The 19,950-nt window shown below is 33.1% G+C and carries 13 protein-coding genes and 1 tRNA gene; 10 read left to right on the forward strand and 4 right to left on the reverse strand.

Translation table 11 applies throughout. The features are described from left to right. Together ABI657_RS10875 and ABI657_RS10880 are read left to right on the forward strand one after the other, a co-directional pair. The coding region (locus ABI657_RS10875) for a TonB-dependent receptor (RefSeq protein ID WP_348097284.1) at positions 1 to 2,091 on the forward strand (2,091 nt) is incomplete at its 5' end. Between the two features lie 177 nt (positions 2,092 to 2,268). Next, positions 2,269 to 3,009 carry a DUF2490 domain-containing protein gene (locus ABI657_RS10880; protein ID WP_348097285.1) on the forward strand — a complete coding sequence of 247 codons (741 nt, stop codon included), beginning with the start codon at positions 2,269 to 2,271 and terminating at the stop codon, positions 3,007 to 3,009. 209 nt (positions 3,010 to 3,218) lie between these two features. Here ABI657_RS10880 and ABI657_RS10885 read toward each other — a convergent pair whose 3' ends face one another. The 3 genes from ABI657_RS10885 to era form a co-directional block, all read right to left on the reverse strand. Continuing rightward, positions 3,219 to 5,984, reverse strand: a complete 2,766-nt coding sequence (locus ABI657_RS10885; protein ID WP_348097286.1) for an outer membrane beta-barrel protein — start codon at positions 5,982 to 5,984, stop codon at positions 3,219 to 3,221. Positions 5,985 to 6,114: 130 nt separating this feature from the next. Continuing rightward, positions 6,115 to 7,425 (reverse strand): ribosome biogenesis GTPase Der, encoded by a 1,311-nt coding sequence (gene der / locus ABI657_RS10890; RefSeq protein ID WP_348097287.1) that lies wholly within the window; start codon positions 7,423 to 7,425, stop codon positions 6,115 to 6,117. Positions 7,426 to 7,910: 485 nt separating this feature from the next. Further along, on the reverse strand, positions 7,911 to 8,792 hold the full coding sequence (era, locus tag ABI657_RS10895; RefSeq protein ID WP_348097288.1) for a GTPase Era: 882 nt from the start codon (positions 8,790 to 8,792) through the stop codon (positions 7,911 to 7,913). Positions 8,793 to 8,909: 117 nt separating this feature from the next. Here era and ABI657_RS10900 point away from each other — a divergent pair. The 8 genes from ABI657_RS10900 to ABI657_RS10935 all read left to right on the forward strand — a co-directional run bounded on the left by ABI657_RS10900 (position 8,910) and on the right by ABI657_RS10935 (position 16,910). Further along, positions 8,910 to 8,982 (forward strand) — tRNA-Met (locus tag ABI657_RS10900). Between the two features lie 246 nt (positions 8,983 to 9,228). Beyond that, positions 9,229 to 10,239: an OmpA family protein gene (locus tag ABI657_RS10905; RefSeq protein ID WP_348097289.1), complete on the forward strand. Its 1,011-nt coding sequence runs from the start codon at positions 9,229 to 9,231 to the stop codon at positions 10,237 to 10,239. Positions 10,240 to 10,481: 242 nt separating this feature from the next. Next, on the forward strand, positions 10,482 to 11,177 hold the full coding sequence (locus ABI657_RS10910; RefSeq protein ID WP_348097290.1) for a pseudouridine synthase: 696 nt from the start codon (positions 10,482 to 10,484) through the stop codon (positions 11,175 to 11,177). A gap of 546 nt (positions 11,178 to 11,723) precedes the next feature. Next, positions 11,724 to 12,245: a sigma-70 family RNA polymerase sigma factor gene (locus ABI657_RS10915; protein WP_348097291.1), complete on the forward strand. Its 522-nt coding sequence runs from the start codon at positions 11,724 to 11,726 to the stop codon at positions 12,243 to 12,245. A gap of 46 nt (positions 12,246 to 12,291) precedes the next feature. After that, on the forward strand, positions 12,292 to 12,501 hold the full coding sequence (locus tag ABI657_RS10920; RefSeq protein ID WP_348097292.1) for a hypothetical protein: 210 nt from the start codon (positions 12,292 to 12,294) through the stop codon (positions 12,499 to 12,501). An 11-nt stretch (positions 12,502 to 12,512) separates the two neighbouring features. Then, a complete protein-coding gene (locus ABI657_RS10925; RefSeq protein WP_348097293.1) occupies positions 12,513 to 13,352 on the forward strand; it encodes a FecR family protein in 840 nt (279 codons plus the stop codon). A 100-nt stretch (positions 13,353 to 13,452) separates the two neighbouring features. After that, entirely contained in the window at positions 13,453 to 16,065 is a 2,613-nt protein-coding gene (locus ABI657_RS10930; RefSeq protein WP_348097294.1) for a TonB-dependent receptor, read from the forward strand. A gap of 5 nt (positions 16,066 to 16,070) precedes the next feature. Beyond that, positions 16,071 to 16,910: a DUF4249 domain-containing protein gene (locus ABI657_RS10935; protein WP_348097295.1), complete on the forward strand. Its 840-nt coding sequence runs from the start codon at positions 16,071 to 16,073 to the stop codon at positions 16,908 to 16,910. A 901-nt stretch (positions 16,911 to 17,811) separates the two neighbouring features. Here the strand turns inward: ABI657_RS10935 and ABI657_RS10940 are convergent. Further along, positions 17,812 to 19,824 (reverse strand): M13 family metallopeptidase, encoded by a 2,013-nt coding sequence (locus ABI657_RS10940; protein ID WP_348097296.1) that lies wholly within the window; start codon positions 19,822 to 19,824, stop codon positions 17,812 to 17,814. Positions 19,825 to 19,950 lie beyond the last annotated feature (126 nt).

The following is a 19,950-nucleotide window of genomic DNA, read 5'->3' on the forward strand; positions in this document are numbered from 1 at the left end:
AGAAATACCGGAATTAACATTCGAAGCCTTGGTTCTCCTTTTGGACTTACCAATGATGGCATTGATCCCGGTGTTGGTTTTTATGTAGATGGTGTTTATTATGCACGTCCGGCTGCAACTACGTTAGACTTCATTGATGTAGAACAAATTGAGGTATTGCGAGGTCCGCAAGGATCCTTGTTTGGTAAAAACACAACTTCGGGAGCTTTTAATATTACTACCCGCAAACCAAGTTTTATTTCCGGTGCTGATTTTGAAGTTAGTTATGGAAATTATGCATTCCTTCAGGCTAAAGCATCAGTTACGGGAGCATTGAGCAAAAAAATAGCAGGCCGTTTGTCTTTTTCAGGCACACAACGTGATGGATTAATTGACAATATTGCAACAGGAAGAGCAACAAACACTCTTAACAATCAAGGAATTAGAGGACAATTACTTTATACTCCAACAGAAAACACTACTATTATATTAGCTGCAGATATCACAACCCAGCGTCCGGATGGATATGCTCAGGTTGTTGCTGGAGTTGCTCCAACACAAAGAGCAGCTTATCGTCAATTTGACGCCATTATTGCCGATTTAAATTACCAGCTACCAAGCAGAAATGCATTTGACCGAAAAATAGATCATGATACCCCTTGGCGCTCAGGTCAGGACATGGGTGGTATTTCCGTGAATATTGATACAAAAATTGGAGGAGGAACATTAACTTCTACAACAGCATGGCGTTTTTGGAATTGGGATCCGTCAAACGACAGGGATTTTACAGGATTACAAGTTTTGGCAAAATCACAAAACCCAACCAGACAAACACAAATTACACAGGAAGTTCGTTATGCAGGCCAGCTTACATCTAAAATAAGCGGTGTTGCAGGTGCCTTTTTTATTGATCAGACTTCACAAACTGACGGTACTGAAGAATCTGGCAGGGCTCAATGGCGTTTTTCTCAAAGTACAACAAGCAATTTATGGAAAACACCGGGACTTTTTGAAGGATACGGAATAAAAACAGATGCAAGAATCAGAGCTTCAAGTGCCGCAGTATTTGGTCAATTAGACTGGGCAGTTACTGAACGTTTACACCTATTACCAGGTTTGAGATACAACTTTGATAAAAAAGATGCTGATTATTCCCGCACTACATATGGAGGGCTCCAAACAAGTGATCCTACATTAATTGCATTGAAAAAATTAGTCTATACAGATCAGGCTTTTAAATCAAACACAGATGATACTGATTTTTCTGGAAATATAACCATTTCATTCAAGGCTTCTGACAAGATCAATACTTATGCAACATATGCAAAAAGTTACAAACCCATTGGAGTAAATGTAGCTGGGCTCCCTACTCCACCAGCGGGTCAGACCTTAAGTGATCTTGCAGTAGTTAAGCCGGAAGATGTAAATCATTATGAAATCGGAATAAAAACTTCTCCATTCAAAAATTCAATATTTAACTTAACCTTCTTTAATACTGAAATAAAAGACTTCCAAACTAATGTTCAGGCTGCTGAATTGGGTGTAAATCGTGGATACCTTGCGAACGCAGATAAAGTACGCGTAAGAGGAGCAGAATTTGATGCTAGTTTTTTTATTAACAGACACTTTAGCATTAATGCAGCTGCAACTTATACTGATGGTAAATATGTGAAATTTACAAATGCGCCACTTCCATTAGAAGAAACCGGAACTACTGTTGGAGGAGTTCAGGTTGCTTATAAAGATGTTTCAGGAACTGATTTACCTGGTACTTCAAAATGGGCAGGATCTTTAGAGGGTGAACTTTCTGACAATGCGAAATTTTTTGGAAATGCAGGGAAAATTTTTCTGGGAATAGATTCTTACGCCCGTTCTGAATTTTCTTCAAGCCCATCGGCTTCAAAATATTTAATCGTTCCTGGTTATGCTATTTTTAATGCCCGTTTAGGTTTCCGCACATCAGAAGGACTTTCTGTTCAGTTTTGGGGTCGTAACCTTTTAAATAAAGATTACTATGAGCAATTATTGCCTGCTGGCGGGAATTCAGGACAATATGCTGCTGTATTAGGAGACCAAAGAACGTATGGCGTTACATTAAAATACTCGCTATAACAAATAAGTAAGTGGTTGTTTAACGAGATGCGTTTTAAAAGCGTATCTCGTTTTTGTTATTTGATTAAACTACAAAATCACAAAATAGAGTTTAAACCAATTTTAAAATGCACATTACTTTCCGAAAAATCATTTCTCATTTGTATATATTCGCAGCTTGAAATTATACAACTTAAAATGAAATTTTTCAAAATCCTTCTTTTTTTATCATTTTTGAGCCAATCTTCATTAGCACAAACCAAAAATGTCGATCAACAAACCTTAATCTGGATTCGATATTATACTATTTTGCCCATAAATGAAAAGTGGGCAATTCACTCAGAGATAGACAATCGTAGTTTTGCAAATCCTGTTCATCAAAATTTATTTGTAATCAGGGTTCAGGCAAGATACCGAACTAACAAAAATATTGATTTGGGAGGCGGATTTGCTTATTTTAATGTTAATACTCAAAATCCGTATGTTGATCCCGACTTTTCAATTCCTGAATATCGCGGACAGCAGGATATTACTTTTGTTAATGATATTGCAAAAATTACTTTTCACAACCGTTTTCAGGCAGAAGAACGTTTTATTCAAAAAGCAGATCAAACAGAATTATTAAACGAATTCTCTTTCTCATTTCGGTTTAGATATCGCTTACAATCAACTTTTACACTTTGTGAAAAAGGAAAAAGAAGCCTAAAAGGAACTATTTCTGATGAAATTATGTTTAATTTAGGAAAAGACAATAAAAGAAATGCTTTTGATCAAAACCGAATTTATACAGCATTACGTTATCATTTTAACCCAAATATAGGTCTTGAATTAGGGTATTTAAAAAGCTTTCAGAGAAGGGCAAGCGGTGTCGATTTTTATGACCGTGATATTATTCGGTTTACCTTATATCATAAAATAAACAGGCAAATAAAAAAATAGGACGTCGATTTGTTTTTTTGTTCTGTTATTGTTTTATCTATCTGTATGCTTTTTTATTTACAAAAAAAATCTTCAGACAAATGAAAAACACAAAACTGAACCAATAAATTCTGATTATAAAGTTAAGCTAAACAATTTGTTCAGGAATTAAATAAACACCCCTGAAGGTAATTTTAATATTAATTACATCCAAGGAATTAAACCGTTTATTAATATTCTCTTTCTCTTCTTTTACCCTTTTCACCAGCACCTGCAAAGTTTCCAATTTTATACGCTAAAGAAAACATCACATAACGTCTTAAAACTGTATTTTCTTCATCACGGATTGAGGTTGCGGATATCGTTCTGGTTGCACTAAGATTTTGATTGAGAACATCATAAACTTTTATTTTTGCATATAATTTTTTATCCAGGAAACCGTAAGACAAACTGGTATTCCATAAATAGAAATCTTTTTTAAAATTACCTGATATATTGGAATTATAGGTGTACCCAAAATCATTTCCGAAAATCAAATTCTCCGGCCAGTAAGTAGTTGCTTGAAGATTTATCCTATGCACAACGTTTGACCTTGCCGGACTTGAAGAATTCTCATATTGTGTTTCATTATACGACAGATTATAAGAGGGAGCGATGGTAAGCAACTCTCCATAATCATAGGATAAATAAACTTTTGGACTTACCGAAGTAGATTTCGCATTGTATAAAACAGAATTTGTAAATCCCTTGTCAAAAGAATAGCCACTGTTTAAGCCTAAACCATACCTCAAAATGTGAGCTCCCGTTTTAAACTGCTGATTCCAATTGGCACCAATAGAAACATTATACACTCCCGAAATATTTACATAGGTTGTCGTTCTTTTTCCGCTTTCATCATAGATTGAAGTTGATACAATATCGTTATCATAATGATCTCCTTTTAAATATACACTGTATCCGGAACGGGAACGAAAATCGTAATTTCTAAAGTTAAAATTGACACTATTTTTTTCAACAGGATGTAAGTCAGGGTTACCTATAATAGTATTCAAAGGATTATTAAGATTTACAACTGGCATTAACTGTGTAGCAGAAGGAAGCGAATTGGAATAATCATATTTAAACGATAAATTTTTAGAACGGCTGAATTTATACCTCAACAAGGCACTAGCAAAAGGAAGTGCATATTTTTTACTTAAATCTGTTACATTGTTTAAATAGAGAGAATGATTGTCAAAATTGACTATTGAAGTCCTGCTGTCAAGATTAAGAGTATACTTATTTTTCTGTAAAGTAAGCCCCACTTTCGGTGTAGCAGAATTCTGACTTGAGCTTGTATAATTACTAAAAGCCAGATCAAAATCAGTATATTCGCCAGTAGAGGGATCAATCCTAAATGTTTTCTCGTCATTTGTATTGCTTTTCCAGTCAAAATCAGAACCAAACCTAACTCTTAATGAATCCGTTATAGGTTCTGTGTATTCTATATCTGCGGAATACGAATCATTACTGCTTTTCCTTTTAGCTTTCTGATTTCTTATCTCATCCGGCCGATCACCTTGCTCAAAAAAGGTATTAGAAATATTTATTGCTTCAGAATTACTTCCTGTATTATTATTAGATAAAACAAAGCTTAAATTTCTTGATTTTTTTTCAAAAGCTTTATTAAAGTTGATAGAATTACCAAAATTAGTGCTATTACCCTCTGAATCTGATATTGAATTACTATTGTTTAAAGGATTATTGTTTTCATCCACAGAGATGCTTGATGATTCTGAATGGTTATTTGTCCTGGACTGACTAAGTTTTGGCGTAAAAACAATTCTGGTGGTCGGGTCAATTTTATACTCCAATTCAAAATTGACATTATTGCCCGTATTTTCATTTCTTGTTTTAGAATCGGCTGCTGTAATAATATTTCCGTCTGGCAGAAAACTTTGCTGATTTGATTTACTGGTGTTCTCATTAACCATATTCGAAAAATTATAACTTCCCATAGCAATAAGGTTTTTGTTCCAGTCATCAGAATAATTTAAGCCAACTAAATTAGACTGTGTAATTCCTTTTCCGTTAGCACCACCGCCACCAGAATTACCACCTCTGGTATTATTTCTCCCACCGCCCATACTATCAAAAACATCATCCATTGAAAATCCTGTAGAATTGATATTATTTGATGCGGCCAGCAGACTTATCTTTTGCTTATTGTTAAAATAATTCAGATTCACATTTGCTTCATACCGGTCATCGGTTCCATAACCGCCCATTACCTTGCCAAAATAACCCTTGTTCTTTTTTTCGTCAATAGTGATATTGATACTCGAATAATCTGAAGTAGATTCTTGTTTTGATAGTTCTTCTTTTTTTGTTTTAAAATCAGAAACCTGTATCTTTTTAATAATATCAGCAGGCAGGTTTTTAAGTGCAATGGCACCATCTTTATCAAAGAAAGTTTTTCCGTTTACCAACACCTGATTTACCTCTCGCCCATTCACAGTAATTTTACCATCGTTGTCGACATCAAAACCAGGGAGTTGTTTTAATAATGTTTCGACATTGGAATCCGGGCGTACTTTATACGAATTTGCATTAAATTCAAGAGTGTCTTTTTTTATTGTAATTGGCGCAGCTTCTGTTTTAATAACAACATCATTAAGGGCATTTACATTTTCAATTAAATAAATTTTTCCAAAATCCTTACTTTCGGTCAGTCCTTTATATTCTTCAAAATAGGTTTGATATCCCATATAATTCACCTTTAAAAAAACAGGTTTATCATATTTTTTGATGTTCATTCTAAAAGCTCCATTTTTATCTGTGGTTGCATATTCAATTACTGTAGAATCTTTTATTGTTGTAAAATAAACTGTGGCCAATTCTAATGGCAGTTGCGTATTAACATCAACGATAGTTCCCTGAATTGTAATGTCATTTTGTGCATTTACAGCAGAAACAAAAAGAAAAAAAAGCGATAAGAAAGAATAAATTTTGGTCATAAAAACAATACTTAGGTTAGTTATCAGATTAGACTTCAAAAAACAAAAAAGGTTTAATTGTAATTTTTACATTTATTAAAAAAAATAAATGGGACAAAAAAAAATCCCCGGCTTAACGGGGACTTTGAAATTATTTTTCTCTGATATAAATATCGATTGGCACTCCTGAAAAGTCCCAGTTTTCTCTAATCTTATTTTCCAGATATCTTTTATAAGGTTCCTTAACATATTGTGGCATATTGGCAAAAAACACAAACTGAGGTGTTAATGTTGGCAGCTGCATACAATATTTAATTTTCACATACTTACCTTTTGTAGCTGGCGGCGGATACGCTTCAATTACTTTTAACATAAATTCATTAAATTTAGAAGTCGGTATTCTTTGTTTTCTGTTTTCAAAAACCTGAACCGTAGCTTCTAATGCTTTCAATAAACGTTGTTTCGTTAAAGCCGAAACGAACAAAATTGGCACATCAGTAAAAGGCATTAATTCTTCTCTGATTTTAGCTTCGTAATCACGGGTCGACATAGTATCTTTTTCAACCAAATCCCATTTATTTACCAGGATTACAACCCCTTTACGGTTTTTCTCAGCCAGCCAGAAAATACTTTGATCCTGACCTTCAAATCCACGGGTTGCATCAATAATCAAGATACAAATATCAGCATGCTCAATCGCACGAACCGAACGCATTACCGAGTAAAATTCTAAATCTTCCTTAACCTTCGCTTTACGACGGATTCCCGCAGTATCCACCAAGTTAAATTCAAAACCAAAACGGTCAAATTTGGTATCAATAGCATCACGGGTAGTTCCTGCAATATCCGTAACCATGAAACGTTCTTTGCCAATTAATGCATTGATAAAGCTTGATTTTCCGGCATTCGGGCGCCCTACAACAGCAAAACGCGGTAAAACAACTTCTTCCTGAACTGGTTCCGGTTTTACCGGAAATGACTCAATCAAAGCATCTAATAAATCTCCGGTTCCACTTCCTGAAATACTTGCAAATGTGTAATACTCTCCTAATCCAAGGTTATAAAATTCAATAGCATCTTTCTCACGCATCGCATTATCAACCTTATTCACGGCCAATAAAACAGGTTTTGTCACTTTACGCAATAAACGCGCAACAACATCATCCATTGGTGTAATACCTTCTTCTACATCAACCACAAAAATAATAACATCAGCCTCATCGATAGCAAGCTCTACTTGTTTTCTAATTTCGCCTTCAAAAACGTCATCAGAACCACGGATGTATCCGCCGGTATCAATTACCGAAAATTCTTTTCCGTTCCATTCACTTTTTCCATAATTCCTGTCTCTGGTAACTCCGGAAACTGAGTCCACAATGGCCTCTCTTCTTTGTATCAGCCTATTGAAAAGGGTTGATTTCCCTACATTAGGTCTTCCTACTATCGCAACAATGTTATTCATTTTTTTTAATTTTTGATTTTAGAATTTTAGCTTTCGCATTTTTAGTTTACTAAAAAGCTAATCACTTGAAATCCAAAACGCTTTATTTTAATTTTTTGCAAAGGTAGGTAAAAAAGTGGCTAAGTCGCTAAGTTTCTAAGTACCTGCAATTTTTATTATTTCTCCTATTATTTTCAGGAGCTATTTCCTGCTATCCGTTACAATCTTTTCCTGTCTGGCAGCAACCAGAAAAAGGATTTCCACTTCAAACGAAGTTCACTGAACTCCAATTAAAATAAAATTTAAGTGAAGTAATCAGGGCTAGGGCTTCATGGTATCAAGAACTTTTTAGTTTAAATTTCAAACTATTTCATTTCTCTTAAAAATCAACGTCTTTCTAGTTCTATTTGCGTGAGGGATAGAAGTGGAAATCCTTTTTATTTTTTCTTTAAAAATAAAAAGATTGCAACGAATAGCCCGACCCGGAGGGGCACGCCCAAACTATATTATTGATTATACCCGAAACGCTTTAACATATCGGCGTTACTTCTCCAGTTTTTGTTGACTTTTACAACGAGTTCGATATGAATTTGTTTTCCGAAGAATTTCTCTAAATCGGCACGGGCATCCATCCCTACTTTTTTTAGAGCAGCGCCTTTATGACCAATAATGATTCCTTTTTGAGTTTCGCGTTCTACCATGATGATTGAACGGATTCGGATGATTTTTTCGTCTTCAAAAAACTCTTCGGTAACGATTTCTACTGCATACGGAATCTCTTTGCTATAGTTCAGTAATATTTTTTCACGAATTGTTTCGTTTACGAAAAAACGTTCCGGTTTGTCTGTTAATTGGTCTTTTGGATAATAGGCAGGTGATTCAGGCAATAAAGAAATGATTCTGCTGAAAACTTCCGGTACATTAAAATTCTGCAAAGCCGAGATTGGAAAAATTTCAGCATTTGGTACTTTTGCTGTCCAAAATGCTACTTGCTCCTCTAATTGTTCCTGGTTCGAATTGTCAATTTTATTCAGCAATAACAAAACCGGAATTGTAGCATGGATTATTTTATTAAAGAAAGCTTCGTCTTTCAAGTCCTGCTCTCCAATTTCGACCATGTAAACCAAGATATCAGCATCTTCAAAAGCTGATTTTACAAAGTTCATCATCGACTCCTGCATTTCATAAGCGGGTTTGATGATTCCGGGAGTATCCGATAATATAAGTTGAAAATCTTCGCCATTCACGATTCCAAGAATACGGTGGCGCGTTGTTTGTGCTTTTGATGTAATGATGGACAATCTTTCTCCAACAAAGGCATTCATCAACGTTGATTTTCCAACGTTTGGATTCCCGATGATGTTTACAAAACCTGCTTTATGTGACATTTGTGTAGTAATTTATTGTGCAAAGGTAGGCATATCAAGTCAATACAGAAAATAAAACATTTTTTAAAGTTTTCGTTGCATTTCTAAAAAAACGACGTATCTTTGCACCCGAAACATCGCGGGATAGAGCAGTAGGCAGCTCGTCGGGCTCATAACCCGAAGGTCACAGGTTCGAGTCCTGTTCCCGCTACTAAATAAAAACACCACTTGAAAAAGATGGTGTTTTTTTTTATTTTAAAACCATGCTGCCAGATTCATATCCTTCACGCAGACAAAGGTTCAAGTTCTGTTCCAGCAACAATTTCTACCCACTTAAGTTGCAACAACAAACACTCTATCTTATAAAAAATAATTATACCTTAGTATTTACAAAACATAAATTACCAAATTTGCAAAGTATATTTAAATCGAAATTTATAAACAGAAAATATAAAAAATGAAAAAAACTGCCCTCGTTGCACTATTAGGAATGGTATTATTTGCTTGTAAAAATGAAAAAAAAGCAGAATCAGCTGAACAAAATACGGATACAACTACAACAGTACCTATAAATAAAGAAATAACATCTACTGAAATAAATTGGGACGAAATGCCCGATTTAAAAAATATTGGAAATTTTCCGTTCATCACAGCTCCAACAGGACTAGTAATAGCGAATGAGAAAGATGGTGTTTCAGAATTTTTTGATTATGAAACAATGCAAAACTATATCCGAAGTACTGTTTATACAACCGAGGGTAAATTAGGAATTTTAGATTTTGAAGGTGAGGGCGATAAAGATTTTAATCAAAAACTTTTTGATAAAAGTGTTTACGACTATCTGGACAAAATTGGTGCAAAAAAAATATATCAAGGCAATTTCCCAGAGGATGAAAACGACAAGGCAAAATTGGAAAAAAACATGTGGAGTGGAAAACACGGTACTAAAGGACTTTTAAGAGAAAGTGATTCTCCATTTGCTGTATATGCCTTTAAAAACAATGGAAAAAAATATATGCTAAACATTCAATCCAATTCGGCACAAGGGAATGTTTTTATAATGGAACTTAAGGATTTTGTGCAAACCATAGAAAAGTACTCTGCAGCACAAATGAAAACCGACATTGACAAAACCGGGAAAGCTGTTTTGCACATTAATTTTGATACCGATAAAGCCTCTTTACAATCAGATGGACAAAAAGCTGTAGATGAAATTTTTGCATTATTGGATGCAGATCCTAAACTAAAATTATCAATAGAAGGGCACACTGATAATTCTGGCACCGCTGAACGAAACAAAAAGCTTTCAACTGAAAGAGCCAACACTGTAATGTACGCTTTGGCAGGAAAAGGAATTGATATAAAACGACTGAAAGCATCCGGATTTGGTGCTGAAAAACCTTTAAAAACTAATGACTCAGAAGAAAATAAAGCAGAAAATCGAAGAGTAGAATTAGTTAAAATCTAATAGTGTAGAAATTTCAGAATTATTCCGAGAAAAATGTAATCCGTTGCTAAAACAAAAGCTTCAGACAAATCTGAAGCTTTTATTTAATTTTCTATTTCTTATGTTGAATATCTCCTAAAAATATATTACTTCTACAAAGAGACTTTCGAGGCTGTTTTTTATTTTTCGATGTAAATAAAAAAAGAATAGAATTAAATAAAGAATAAAGAGATTTTGCTCGAAATCTCTTTTACTTTTGCCAAATGTTAGAAATTCTTTACCAGGACGAATATATTATAGCAATTAACAAACCAAGCGGATTGCTGGTTCACAAATCATTTTATGCGCGCGATGCAAAAGTTTATGCTATTCAGGAATTGAGAAACCAAATAGGGCAACACGTTTATCCTGTTCATCGCTTAGATCGCAAAACATCAGGTGTCTTATTATTTGCATTGAATGCAGCCGTTTTGAAAATTATGAATGATCGTTTTGCCACACGCGAAGTCGAAAAAAAATATTTAGCAATTTTACGTGGCTGGTCACCTCAAGAATTAACGATTGATTATGATTTAACCAATGATGATGACATTACACAAAATGCCATAACATACTTTCATCGTTTGCAAAATGCAGAAATCGAGTTAGAATTTAATAAGCAGCCAACATCACGATATTGTTTGGTAGAAGCGATTCCTGAAACTGGACGTATGCATCAATTACGAAAACATTTCAAACATATTTTTCATCCCATTTTAGGAAGTCGTCCACATGGTTGTAACAAACAAAATAAATTATGGCTGGAGAATTATGACCTGAAAGGAATGATGCTTCATGCACATCAGTTAATTTTTAATCATCCAATAAAAAATGAACAACTAATCCTGAATGCAAAAATTAATGAAGAGTTTAGCAGAGTAGGTATTATTCTTAATCTGGATTTGAGTAAATATAAATAGAGTAATAATTTTGAAATTATTACTCTATTTTGAAATTTAAGATGAGCATGCTAAAATACTATAATAATCCCAAAAAAACTGGTTAGATATTCGAATGCTTCCCGCTAGAAATTTAAAAAAAATATAGATACTTAAGCTTTTTTTTTAGACTTGAGAATATTTTAAAAATGTATTTTTCATTTTTTTATTTATCTTTTTATTAGCTTTTAATTATATAATCTTTAACAACATGCAAAAAACAAAGCAATAGTTTTACAGTCATAAAATTGACATTTATGACTGTAAAACTATAATCGATTGTATCCTCTTTTATTACATTATGAATTTCAAATAGATGAATTAGAGTGTAATAATTGAGATTTAAAATATATCATATTTTAAAAGCGGATTACTTTATAACAAAATTTATTAAATATACATATGAGGTTTTGTTTAAAAGACTAAGTAAGCATATTATCTAATTAGAATCTGGCAAGTTTTAGATTAACAAGTTTAAAGGCAATATTAATTTGATCATTGATTTAAGACAAAATAGATGTATAATTTATGGACAATAGAAAATTGATAATAAATTTAAAAAAAGGCAATGCAGCTTCTTTCAAAGAAGTTTATCTTAATTATTATGATAAACTTATAAATGTTGCCAAACGATTTAATTTTACTGTCCTTACTCCTGACGATTTTGTTCAAGAGACTTTTTTAAGACTTTATAATAAAAGAGAATTACTTAATAAAGATGTTTTATTTGACAAACAATTGTATACAATCTGCAAGAACATCATTATCAATCATCTTAACAGAGAAAATAAAATAATACAGCTTGATCCTTTAAAAGTTGAAATTGCAGATGAAGAAACCGAAACTGGAAATTTTGAAGAAAGAAGAGAAAAATTATACAGTTTCATAAATCAGCTTCCCGAGCAGCAACAAAAAATATTCACCTTACACAAACTGGAAAACCTTAGCTATAAGGAGATTGCCGAGCTTACAGAACTTTCTGAAAAGACTATTGCAAATCATATTTATCTTGCCAGTAAATTTATTAGAAAAAAAATCGAAAACCATTAGGAACTTTTCCATTCTCGTTTGTTATATATAAAAACAGACAATAGAAATGGATATAGAAGTTTATAAAACTGATGTCAAAACAAAAGAAGATGCAACTCCTATTGTAGCGCTTCTTCAATTTGTCATTTCAGATTGTATCATGCATTTTGATAGGAATAGTTCTAATCCTATTTTAAAAATTGAGACAAACAGAGATATCAAAGAAATGGTTTATGGTGTTTTTAATAAACATGGATTTTATTGTCAAAAATTGTAATACCTAAAGATATGGACGAGAATAAACTAGATGAGGAATTAAAAAAGATATGGAATGAAACGCCCAATGCACATTCTAATGATATAAAAGAAGATTCTTGGGAAGAATTCCGTTCCAGTACCTTTCCTTCTAAGAAAAAATCTTTTGTATGGCGAAATTATGCAGCAGCTGCAGCTGCAATTATTATGCTTGTAGGAACTGGAATTTATCTAAAGAAGGATTTATTGAAGAGCGATATTTCGATTGCATCGACTGTTATTGAGAATACTACTTCTAAAATCAAAGTTGTATTACTTCCAGATAGTTCAAAAGTAGAATTGAGTCCTAATTCTAAAATTGAATTAGCTGTTAATTTTTCAATCAACAGAAAAATTGAAATGGATGGAGAGGCTTATTTTAAAGTTAAAAAAGATAAAAAACATCCTTTTCAGGTTTTTTGCAAGCAGACAACTGCCACCGTTTTAGGAACTTCTTTTACTGTAAATGGACAGGTTGAAAAAGAGGTAATTGTAGCACTTTATGAAGGAAGTGTTCAGATGGATGTAAAAGGGCAAAATGAAAATTGGATTCTGAAACCGGGTGAAAAGTTTACGTATGCAAATGGTAATCCTACTGTAGAAGAATTCAACAGATTTACAGATTTTGACAATGAAAAAATAAGCGATGTGAGCACTTATATTGAAAAGAATTATGGTTATAAAATGATAATTCCAACAGAATATAACAACCAACGCATCACATTAAGAATAACCAAGAAAGAAGATTTAAAAACGATTATCCAATTAATATCGGAAATGTATAACCTAAAATTTGAAGTAAATGAAAAAGTAAAACAGATTATTTTTCTATAGAAAAGAAAAGGATGCACTAGCCGCGAAACTACACATCCTTCCCATAACAAGTATAGTATCAAACTATACCATTTATTAATATTCAAAAATACAAAAATTCATGAAGCATATAATTTCAGCATGCTTTTTTTTACTCAGTTTGTCTGTGTTTTCCCAAAATGTAACGGCAACTTTAGATAAAACAATAACTCTAAAAGATTTTTTTAAACAAATTGAGAATCAAACAGATTTTAAATTTGCTTTTACAGAAGAAATAGACACCAATCAAAAATATTTCACAAAGAAACAGACTTATACTAATATGAAAATAGAACAGCTTGTTTATGAATTAAATAAGACTGCATCAATTCAATTTTCAATCGTTGGCAATAATATTTTTGTAAAACAAAAATTCCCTAAAGCAATTAAAAAAAAAAATAAGCTGACTGGTAAAGTTTTAGATAATACGGGTCACGGAGTTATAGGTGCCAATATTTTCATCAAAGGACTTGAGGCAGGTTCTATAACTGATAAAAATGGTTTTTTTGAGATTGAAGTGCCAAAAGGAAATTATACTGTTGTTATCACCTATGTTGGTTTTAAAAATAAGGAAAGACAAATCATAGTTTCTGACGACATGTTTGTGAATTTTAATTTGGAAGATGACAGTCAACAGCTGGATCAGGTAATTGTAACGAGTTCTAAAGCTGTTAATGTTAAGAATACACAAATGAGTGTCAATAGTCTTACTATGGAAGATATTAAGAGGATTCCGGCTGTAATGGGGGAGCCGGATCCCTTAAAATCTATATTGACATTGCCGGGAGTTACTAATGCTGGAGAAGGTTCTTCTGGATTTAACGTACGCGGTGGTGCGGCTGATCAGAATCTTATTTTGCTGGATGGCGCTCCGGTATTTGGTGATTCTCACATGTTTGGTTTCTTCTCCGTTTTTAATGCCGATATGGTTAACAGTTTAGATTTATATAAAGGTGGCATTCCTTCTAAATTTGGAGGAAGAGTTTCCTCTGTGCTCGACGTAAACCAACAAACTGGAGATTTTGAAGACTTTAAAGTAAACGGAGGAATTGGCCTAATCTCAAGCCGACTTTTGGTACAAGGTCCAATAAAAAAAGGCAAAGGTTCATTTATAGTTGGCGGACGTACTTCTTATTTGCATCTGTTATTAAAATTAACTGATCTTAAAACGACGATTAGATTTTATGACTTGAATGCTAAATTAAATTATCGTTTTGATGCAAACAACACACTTAGTTTTTCAGGTTATTTAGGAAATGATCGTATCTATTTTAATAATAATATAGATCTTGATTTTGGAAATACTATGGGGATTTTGAGCTGGAAACATAAATTCTCAGATAATTTAGATAACAACTTGTCTGTTTTCTATAGTGATTATAAATTTAACCTTGAGTTGCCACTTCAAGGCTTCAGATGGAAAAATACGGTTCAAACATATGGCTTAAAATACAATTGGAATCAAACGCTAACTCAAAATTTTAAATTAAATTACGGCGTTGAAGGGACCTATTATAATTTCAATCCCGGAACAGTGCAGCCTACCGGTACAAATTCGCAGTATAATTATGAACAATTGGATAAAAAATATGCTTTTGAATCTTCTGTCTACCTAGACTTCGAGCACCAGATTACAGAGAAATTAAACCTTAGATACGGATTACGCTATAGTTTATTCTATCGTTTAGGAAACGAGGAAATAAGTACCTACGATAATGGAAATGCAGTCGTATATAATCCATTATATAACATCTACGAAAGAGGAGCTCCAACAGGAACGATATCGTATAAAAGTGGTGAGACCATAAGTAAATTTGACAATTTTGAACCCCGTGCCGCATTGTCCTATACTTTTAATGAAAACACCTCTGTAAAAGCAAGTTTCAACAGAATGGCACAATATATTAATATGTTATCTAACACACAATCACCGTTGCCTATGAATATCTGGACACCCAGTGGACCATTTACAAAACCTCAGTTGCTAGATCAGTTTGCAGTAGGATATTTTAGAAATTTTAAAGAACGTGAATATTCTTTTGAAGGAGAATTGTTTTATAAAAAAATTCAAAATCGTATTGATTATGTAGACGGATCAAATATTGTAGCAAACAATAATATTGAACAAGTAATTCTGAACGGTAAAGCAAGATCGTACGGTATGGAATTATTATTTAGAAAAAATACAGGCCGCTTTAACGGTTGGGTTTCTTATACTTTGTCGAGAGCAGAACAAAAAACTCCAGGAAGAACCGATCAGGAACCTGGTATTGCCAATGGAGAATGGTATTTGTCAGGATACGACAAATTGCACAATTTGAATGTTGTAGGTAACTATACATATAGTCCTAAATGGTCTTACAGTGCTAATTTTACACTGCAATCGGGTCAGCCGGTAACGTATGCAAATGGATATTATGAATTTGATGGATTCAATGTACCAAACTTTACGCTAAGAAACGGAAGCAGACTTCCTCTTTACCATCACTTAGATTTAGCGGCGACTTATACGCCCAAACCCGATAAAAAGAAAGGATGGCAAAGCTACTGGGTATTTAGCATTTACAATATTTATAACAGACAAAATGCGGCTTCAATGACATTCTCGACTAATGATGAAACGGGAATTAACGAGACAAAAAAACTATCAATTTACGGGTTGGTTCCTGGTATTTCTTATAATTTTAAATTTTAAACAATATGAATAAAGCAGCAAAAAATAATTTTAAAAGTAAAGCGCTTGCCTTATTGAGTCTTCTTTTTGTTTTAATGTCATCCTCTTGTGAAGAGGTTGTGACTCTTGATCTTGAAACAGGTAAAGCCAAAATAGTAATTGATGCTGAAATCCTTTGGAATAAAGATACCGACGGAAAGACACAAACCATAAAAATCAGTAAAATGGCTCCTTATTATAATACAAGCACGACAAAAGTTTCGGGAGCACAGGTTAGAGTTCAAAATAGTGAAGGCGTGACTTTTACTTTTGCAGAAACTGAACCGGGTTTGTATGTTTGTAATGACTTCGCTGCAGTTCTTAATATGGATTATACTCTATTTGTTGAGGCAGAAGGAAAAAGTTTTACTGCTTTTGAAAAACTTACTTCTGCATCACTAATTAATAAGGTAGAACAAAGATATATGCCAGATGTATCGGGTCCTGACTTATTGGTGCTTTCCATTTTTTATAACGATCCAGCAGATCAGGAAAATTTTTACCTGACTTACTTTACAACCGATTTTTTAAAAATTCCTTATTATATAATATCAAATGATAATTTTTATAATGGCAACGAAATAAAAGACGAATTCTCTGATGTGGATTTAAAACCAGGAAAAATCGTTAAAATCGTACATCGTGGAATTTCTAAAAACTTTTATAATTATATGAATTTAATTTTGGAAGCATCAGGTTCAAATCCATTTAATACATCACCGGGAAATATTAGAGGAAATATTGTCAATTCTAAAGATAATAATGATTATGCCTTGGGATATTTCAGACTTTGTGAAGCAGTTACTACTTCATATACTATGAAATAAATTCGATTTTATTAAAATTTTATAAACTCAGGCAAGTGTACAAATAAAAGAACAATGAACAGAATTTATAGTGACGTGTTTATAACTCCATAATAGCTTTCAGAACACTCATTAGCAATGTTTTACATTATCCAAAAAAGTATATAGTTTATTTCAAATTCTTTTAAATCTCCTATCAAGTGGTTCGAATTCTTTACCTTTAAGATTACTTTTAACTATTTATTAAATAGCAATTATTAAAGGTTTTGAACCAGAAAAATTCAACATCATATTACATTTAAATTTTCAACTCATGAGTAAAATGTTTCGAAAATTGTCCCGTTAGGGCTACTAAAAAAAGCTTCAGAGAAATCTGAGGCTTTTTTGGTTAAGCTATTTTATGGAAGAATATATTATAGAAATTTAATTTGTTATTCATATCTGCTGTAAATAACAAATAGAATCATTTTAATAAAATTTTTATAAGCGTATTTGTATCAATTATTTTATTGATTTTATACAGAACTTATGTCTCATAAAAAACCTGAAAAAACACTTTTCAAAACCACCACTGTTTCATTTTTGAAAAATATGTCTTGGATATTAATTGTACTTGGTTTGCTTTTTATAATGTTGTCAACTTGCGATTATTTTACTCATTCAGCCCAAGAAATTATATTGGCACATATTATTTAATCATTTAAATCGATTATCTATTGCATCATAATATTCTAAGTTCTACTACATTATTAACACATTCAATTCAAAAAAAAACTCAATAAAAGGATCCGATATTACGATGATTGCCACTATTAAGCTAGGTACTTTTATAAATTTTACATTTCTCAGAAACCAAAAAAATACGCAAGATCACAGAGATATTTGCGAAATTTTTCATGGGAGTACTTCGGAGAAATATGTATTACCAAATTGTTATTCTGTCTTTCTTCGGCAAAAACATTTTATCTCCAGGTTGTATCTTAAATGCTTCGTAAAAAGGTGTTGTATTCATTAGGGGGCCATTAACACGCCAATTTGGTGGAGAATGCGGATTATTGTTAATCCACAAACGCAGGAACTCGTCTTTCATTTTTACTCTCCATATTTTCGCTATAGAAATAAAGAAGCGTTGATCTGGAGTAAAACCGTCAATTTTTGTATTTCCTTTTCCTTGTTCGGTCATTTTAAAAGCATCATAAGCAACTGCTATTCCGGCAATATCTGCTGTATTTTCGCCAACTGTCATGGCACCATTAATATGTAAATCGCCTAAAACGGTATAGGTACTGTACAAATCAATAACCTGTTGTATTCTTGATTTAAACTGCGCATAATCCTCTTTTGTCCACCAGTCTTTTAGGTTTCCATCTTTATCATATTGAGCACCCTGATCATCAAAAGTGTGGGTTATTTCGTGACCTATCACCATTCCGATACCTCCATAGTTAAGTGCATCATCTGCATTATTATCAAAATATGGCGGTTGTAAAATACCTGCAGGAAAAACAATTTCATTTGCAGTAGGGTTATTGTATGCCGTAACGGTTGGAACTGTAGTATACCATTCTGATTTATCAACTGGTTTACCCAATTTTGCGAATTGAAATTGATAGGCAGCTGTAGCCGCCGATACCATATTCTCAAAATAGGTATTCCTTGCGATATGTACCTTGCTATAGTCTCTCCATTTATCCGGATATCCTATTTTCTTAGTCATGGCTGCCAATTTTTCTTTCGCTTTTTGTTTCGTACTGCTACTCATCCATTCCAATTTATCAATTCTTTTGGCATACGCTTTTTGCAGATTATTCACGAGGGTCAACATACGTTTTTTGGCATCTTCTGGAAAATATTTCTTTACATACAATTCACCCAACGCTTCACCTAAATAACTGTCAAGGACATTCGCCATTTTTTCGCCACGTGATTTTTGAACAGCCTGGCCAGAAAGCACTTTGGTATATTCAAATGAGGCATCTGCAAAATGCTTACTTAAATCATCTGCATATCTTTCTAAAGAATTTGCTTTCAGGTAAATTTTCCAATTAGTAATGGGAATAGTTTTTAAGAGTTTATTAAGGGCATCATAATAGGCAGGTTGGCCAACATTAATGACATCGGTTTTAGCGCCTAAATTATTTAAAAAAGTAGTCCAGTCTATGTTGGGATGTCTTTTAGCAAGATCCGTCACAGCCATTTTATTATAATTTGCCTGTACATCCCGAAGTTCAACTTTTGTTTTATGCGAAACGGCGAGTTGTTTGTCAATATCGTAAACCAAATTAGCATTCTTTTTAGCTTCTATCGCATTGCTGCCTGTTTGTTGAAATAATGTAGTAAGGTATTTTTTATACGCTTCCTGTATGGCAACGGTTGATGCATCTGATTTGAAATAATAGTCCCTGTCAGGCAAACCAATACCCGTTTGATAGATTTGGGCAATGTTCATACTGCTATTTTTTTCATCGGGTGACACTCCAAAACCTATAATAGAAGAATTGTTCACTTTTACTTCATTAACTACAAAGTTCATTAAGGACGGTAAATCGCTAATGGCTTCAATTTTGGCAAGTAGGGGTTTGATAGGCGCATAACCGCGTTTGTCAATGGCTACAGTATCCATACCTGATGCATAAAAGTCTCCTACCTTTTGTGCTGTACTTCCTGCCGGATTCTTGCTTTGCGAAAGACTGTCCAATATTCCCTTCAGGCGTATTCGTTGTGGAAAATTCATAAACATATAGGCACCAACTCCGGCTTGAGATGCAGGTATTGCTACTGAATCGTACCATTTACCATTTACATATTTAAAAAAATCATTCCCAGGCCGCAATGTGGAATCTATTCCAGTGATCGCAATATTTTTTTTCACTTCATGTTTTGAGCACGCTGTAAAAGCTAAGAATGCTATGAAGAGCATTAATGAATTTTTCATAATCTGGACTATTTATATTAAAATGAACTGAAAAATGTTTGAAAGCCGATGTTTTAAATATATATGCCTGGCATAGCTAATTTTAGCAGAACAATATACAAATTCGGTTTTTAATTCTAAATTTTA

Origin of the sequence: Flavobacterium sp. (assembly GCF_039930565.1) — a bacterium.
In the GTDB taxonomy this organism is placed as follows: domain Bacteria; phylum Bacteroidota; class Bacteroidia; order Flavobacteriales; family Flavobacteriaceae; genus Flavobacterium.

Coding starts and splice junctions, on each gene's coding strand:
- ABI657_RS10935 (WP_348097295.1), top strand. CDS start 16,071: ATGAATAAAGCAGCAAAAAATAATTTTAAAAGTAAAGCGCTTGCCTTA.
- ABI657_RS10940 (WP_348097296.1), bottom strand. CDS start 19,824: ATGAAAAATTCATTAATGCTCTTCATAGCATTCTTAGCTTTTACAGCG.
- ABI657_RS10905 (WP_348097289.1), top strand. CDS start 9,229: ATGAAAAAAACTGCCCTCGTTGCACTATTAGGAATGGTATTATTTGCT.
- der (WP_348097287.1), bottom strand. CDS start 7,425: ATGAATAACATTGTTGCGATAGTAGGAAGACCTAATGTAGGGAAATCA.
- ABI657_RS10920 (WP_348097292.1), top strand. CDS start 12,292: ATGGATATAGAAGTTTATAAAACTGATGTCAAAACAAAAGAAGATGCA.
- ABI657_RS10930 (WP_348097294.1), top strand. CDS start 13,453: ATGAAGCATATAATTTCAGCATGCTTTTTTTTACTCAGTTTGTCTGTG.
- ABI657_RS10885 (WP_348097286.1), bottom strand. CDS start 5,984: ATGACCAAAATTTATTCTTTCTTATCGCTTTTTTTTCTTTTTGTTTCT.
- ABI657_RS10915 (WP_348097291.1), top strand. CDS start 11,724: ATGGACAATAGAAAATTGATAATAAATTTAAAAAAAGGCAATGCAGCT.
- ABI657_RS10925 (WP_348097293.1), top strand. CDS start 12,513: ATGGACGAGAATAAACTAGATGAGGAATTAAAAAAGATATGGAATGAA.
- ABI657_RS10910 (WP_348097290.1), top strand. CDS start 10,482: ATGTTAGAAATTCTTTACCAGGACGAATATATTATAGCAATTAACAAA.
- ABI657_RS10880 (WP_348097285.1), top strand. CDS start 2,269: ATGAAATTTTTCAAAATCCTTCTTTTTTTATCATTTTTGAGCCAATCT.
- era (WP_348097288.1), bottom strand. CDS start 8,792: ATGTCACATAAAGCAGGTTTTGTAAACATCATCGGGAATCCAAACGTT.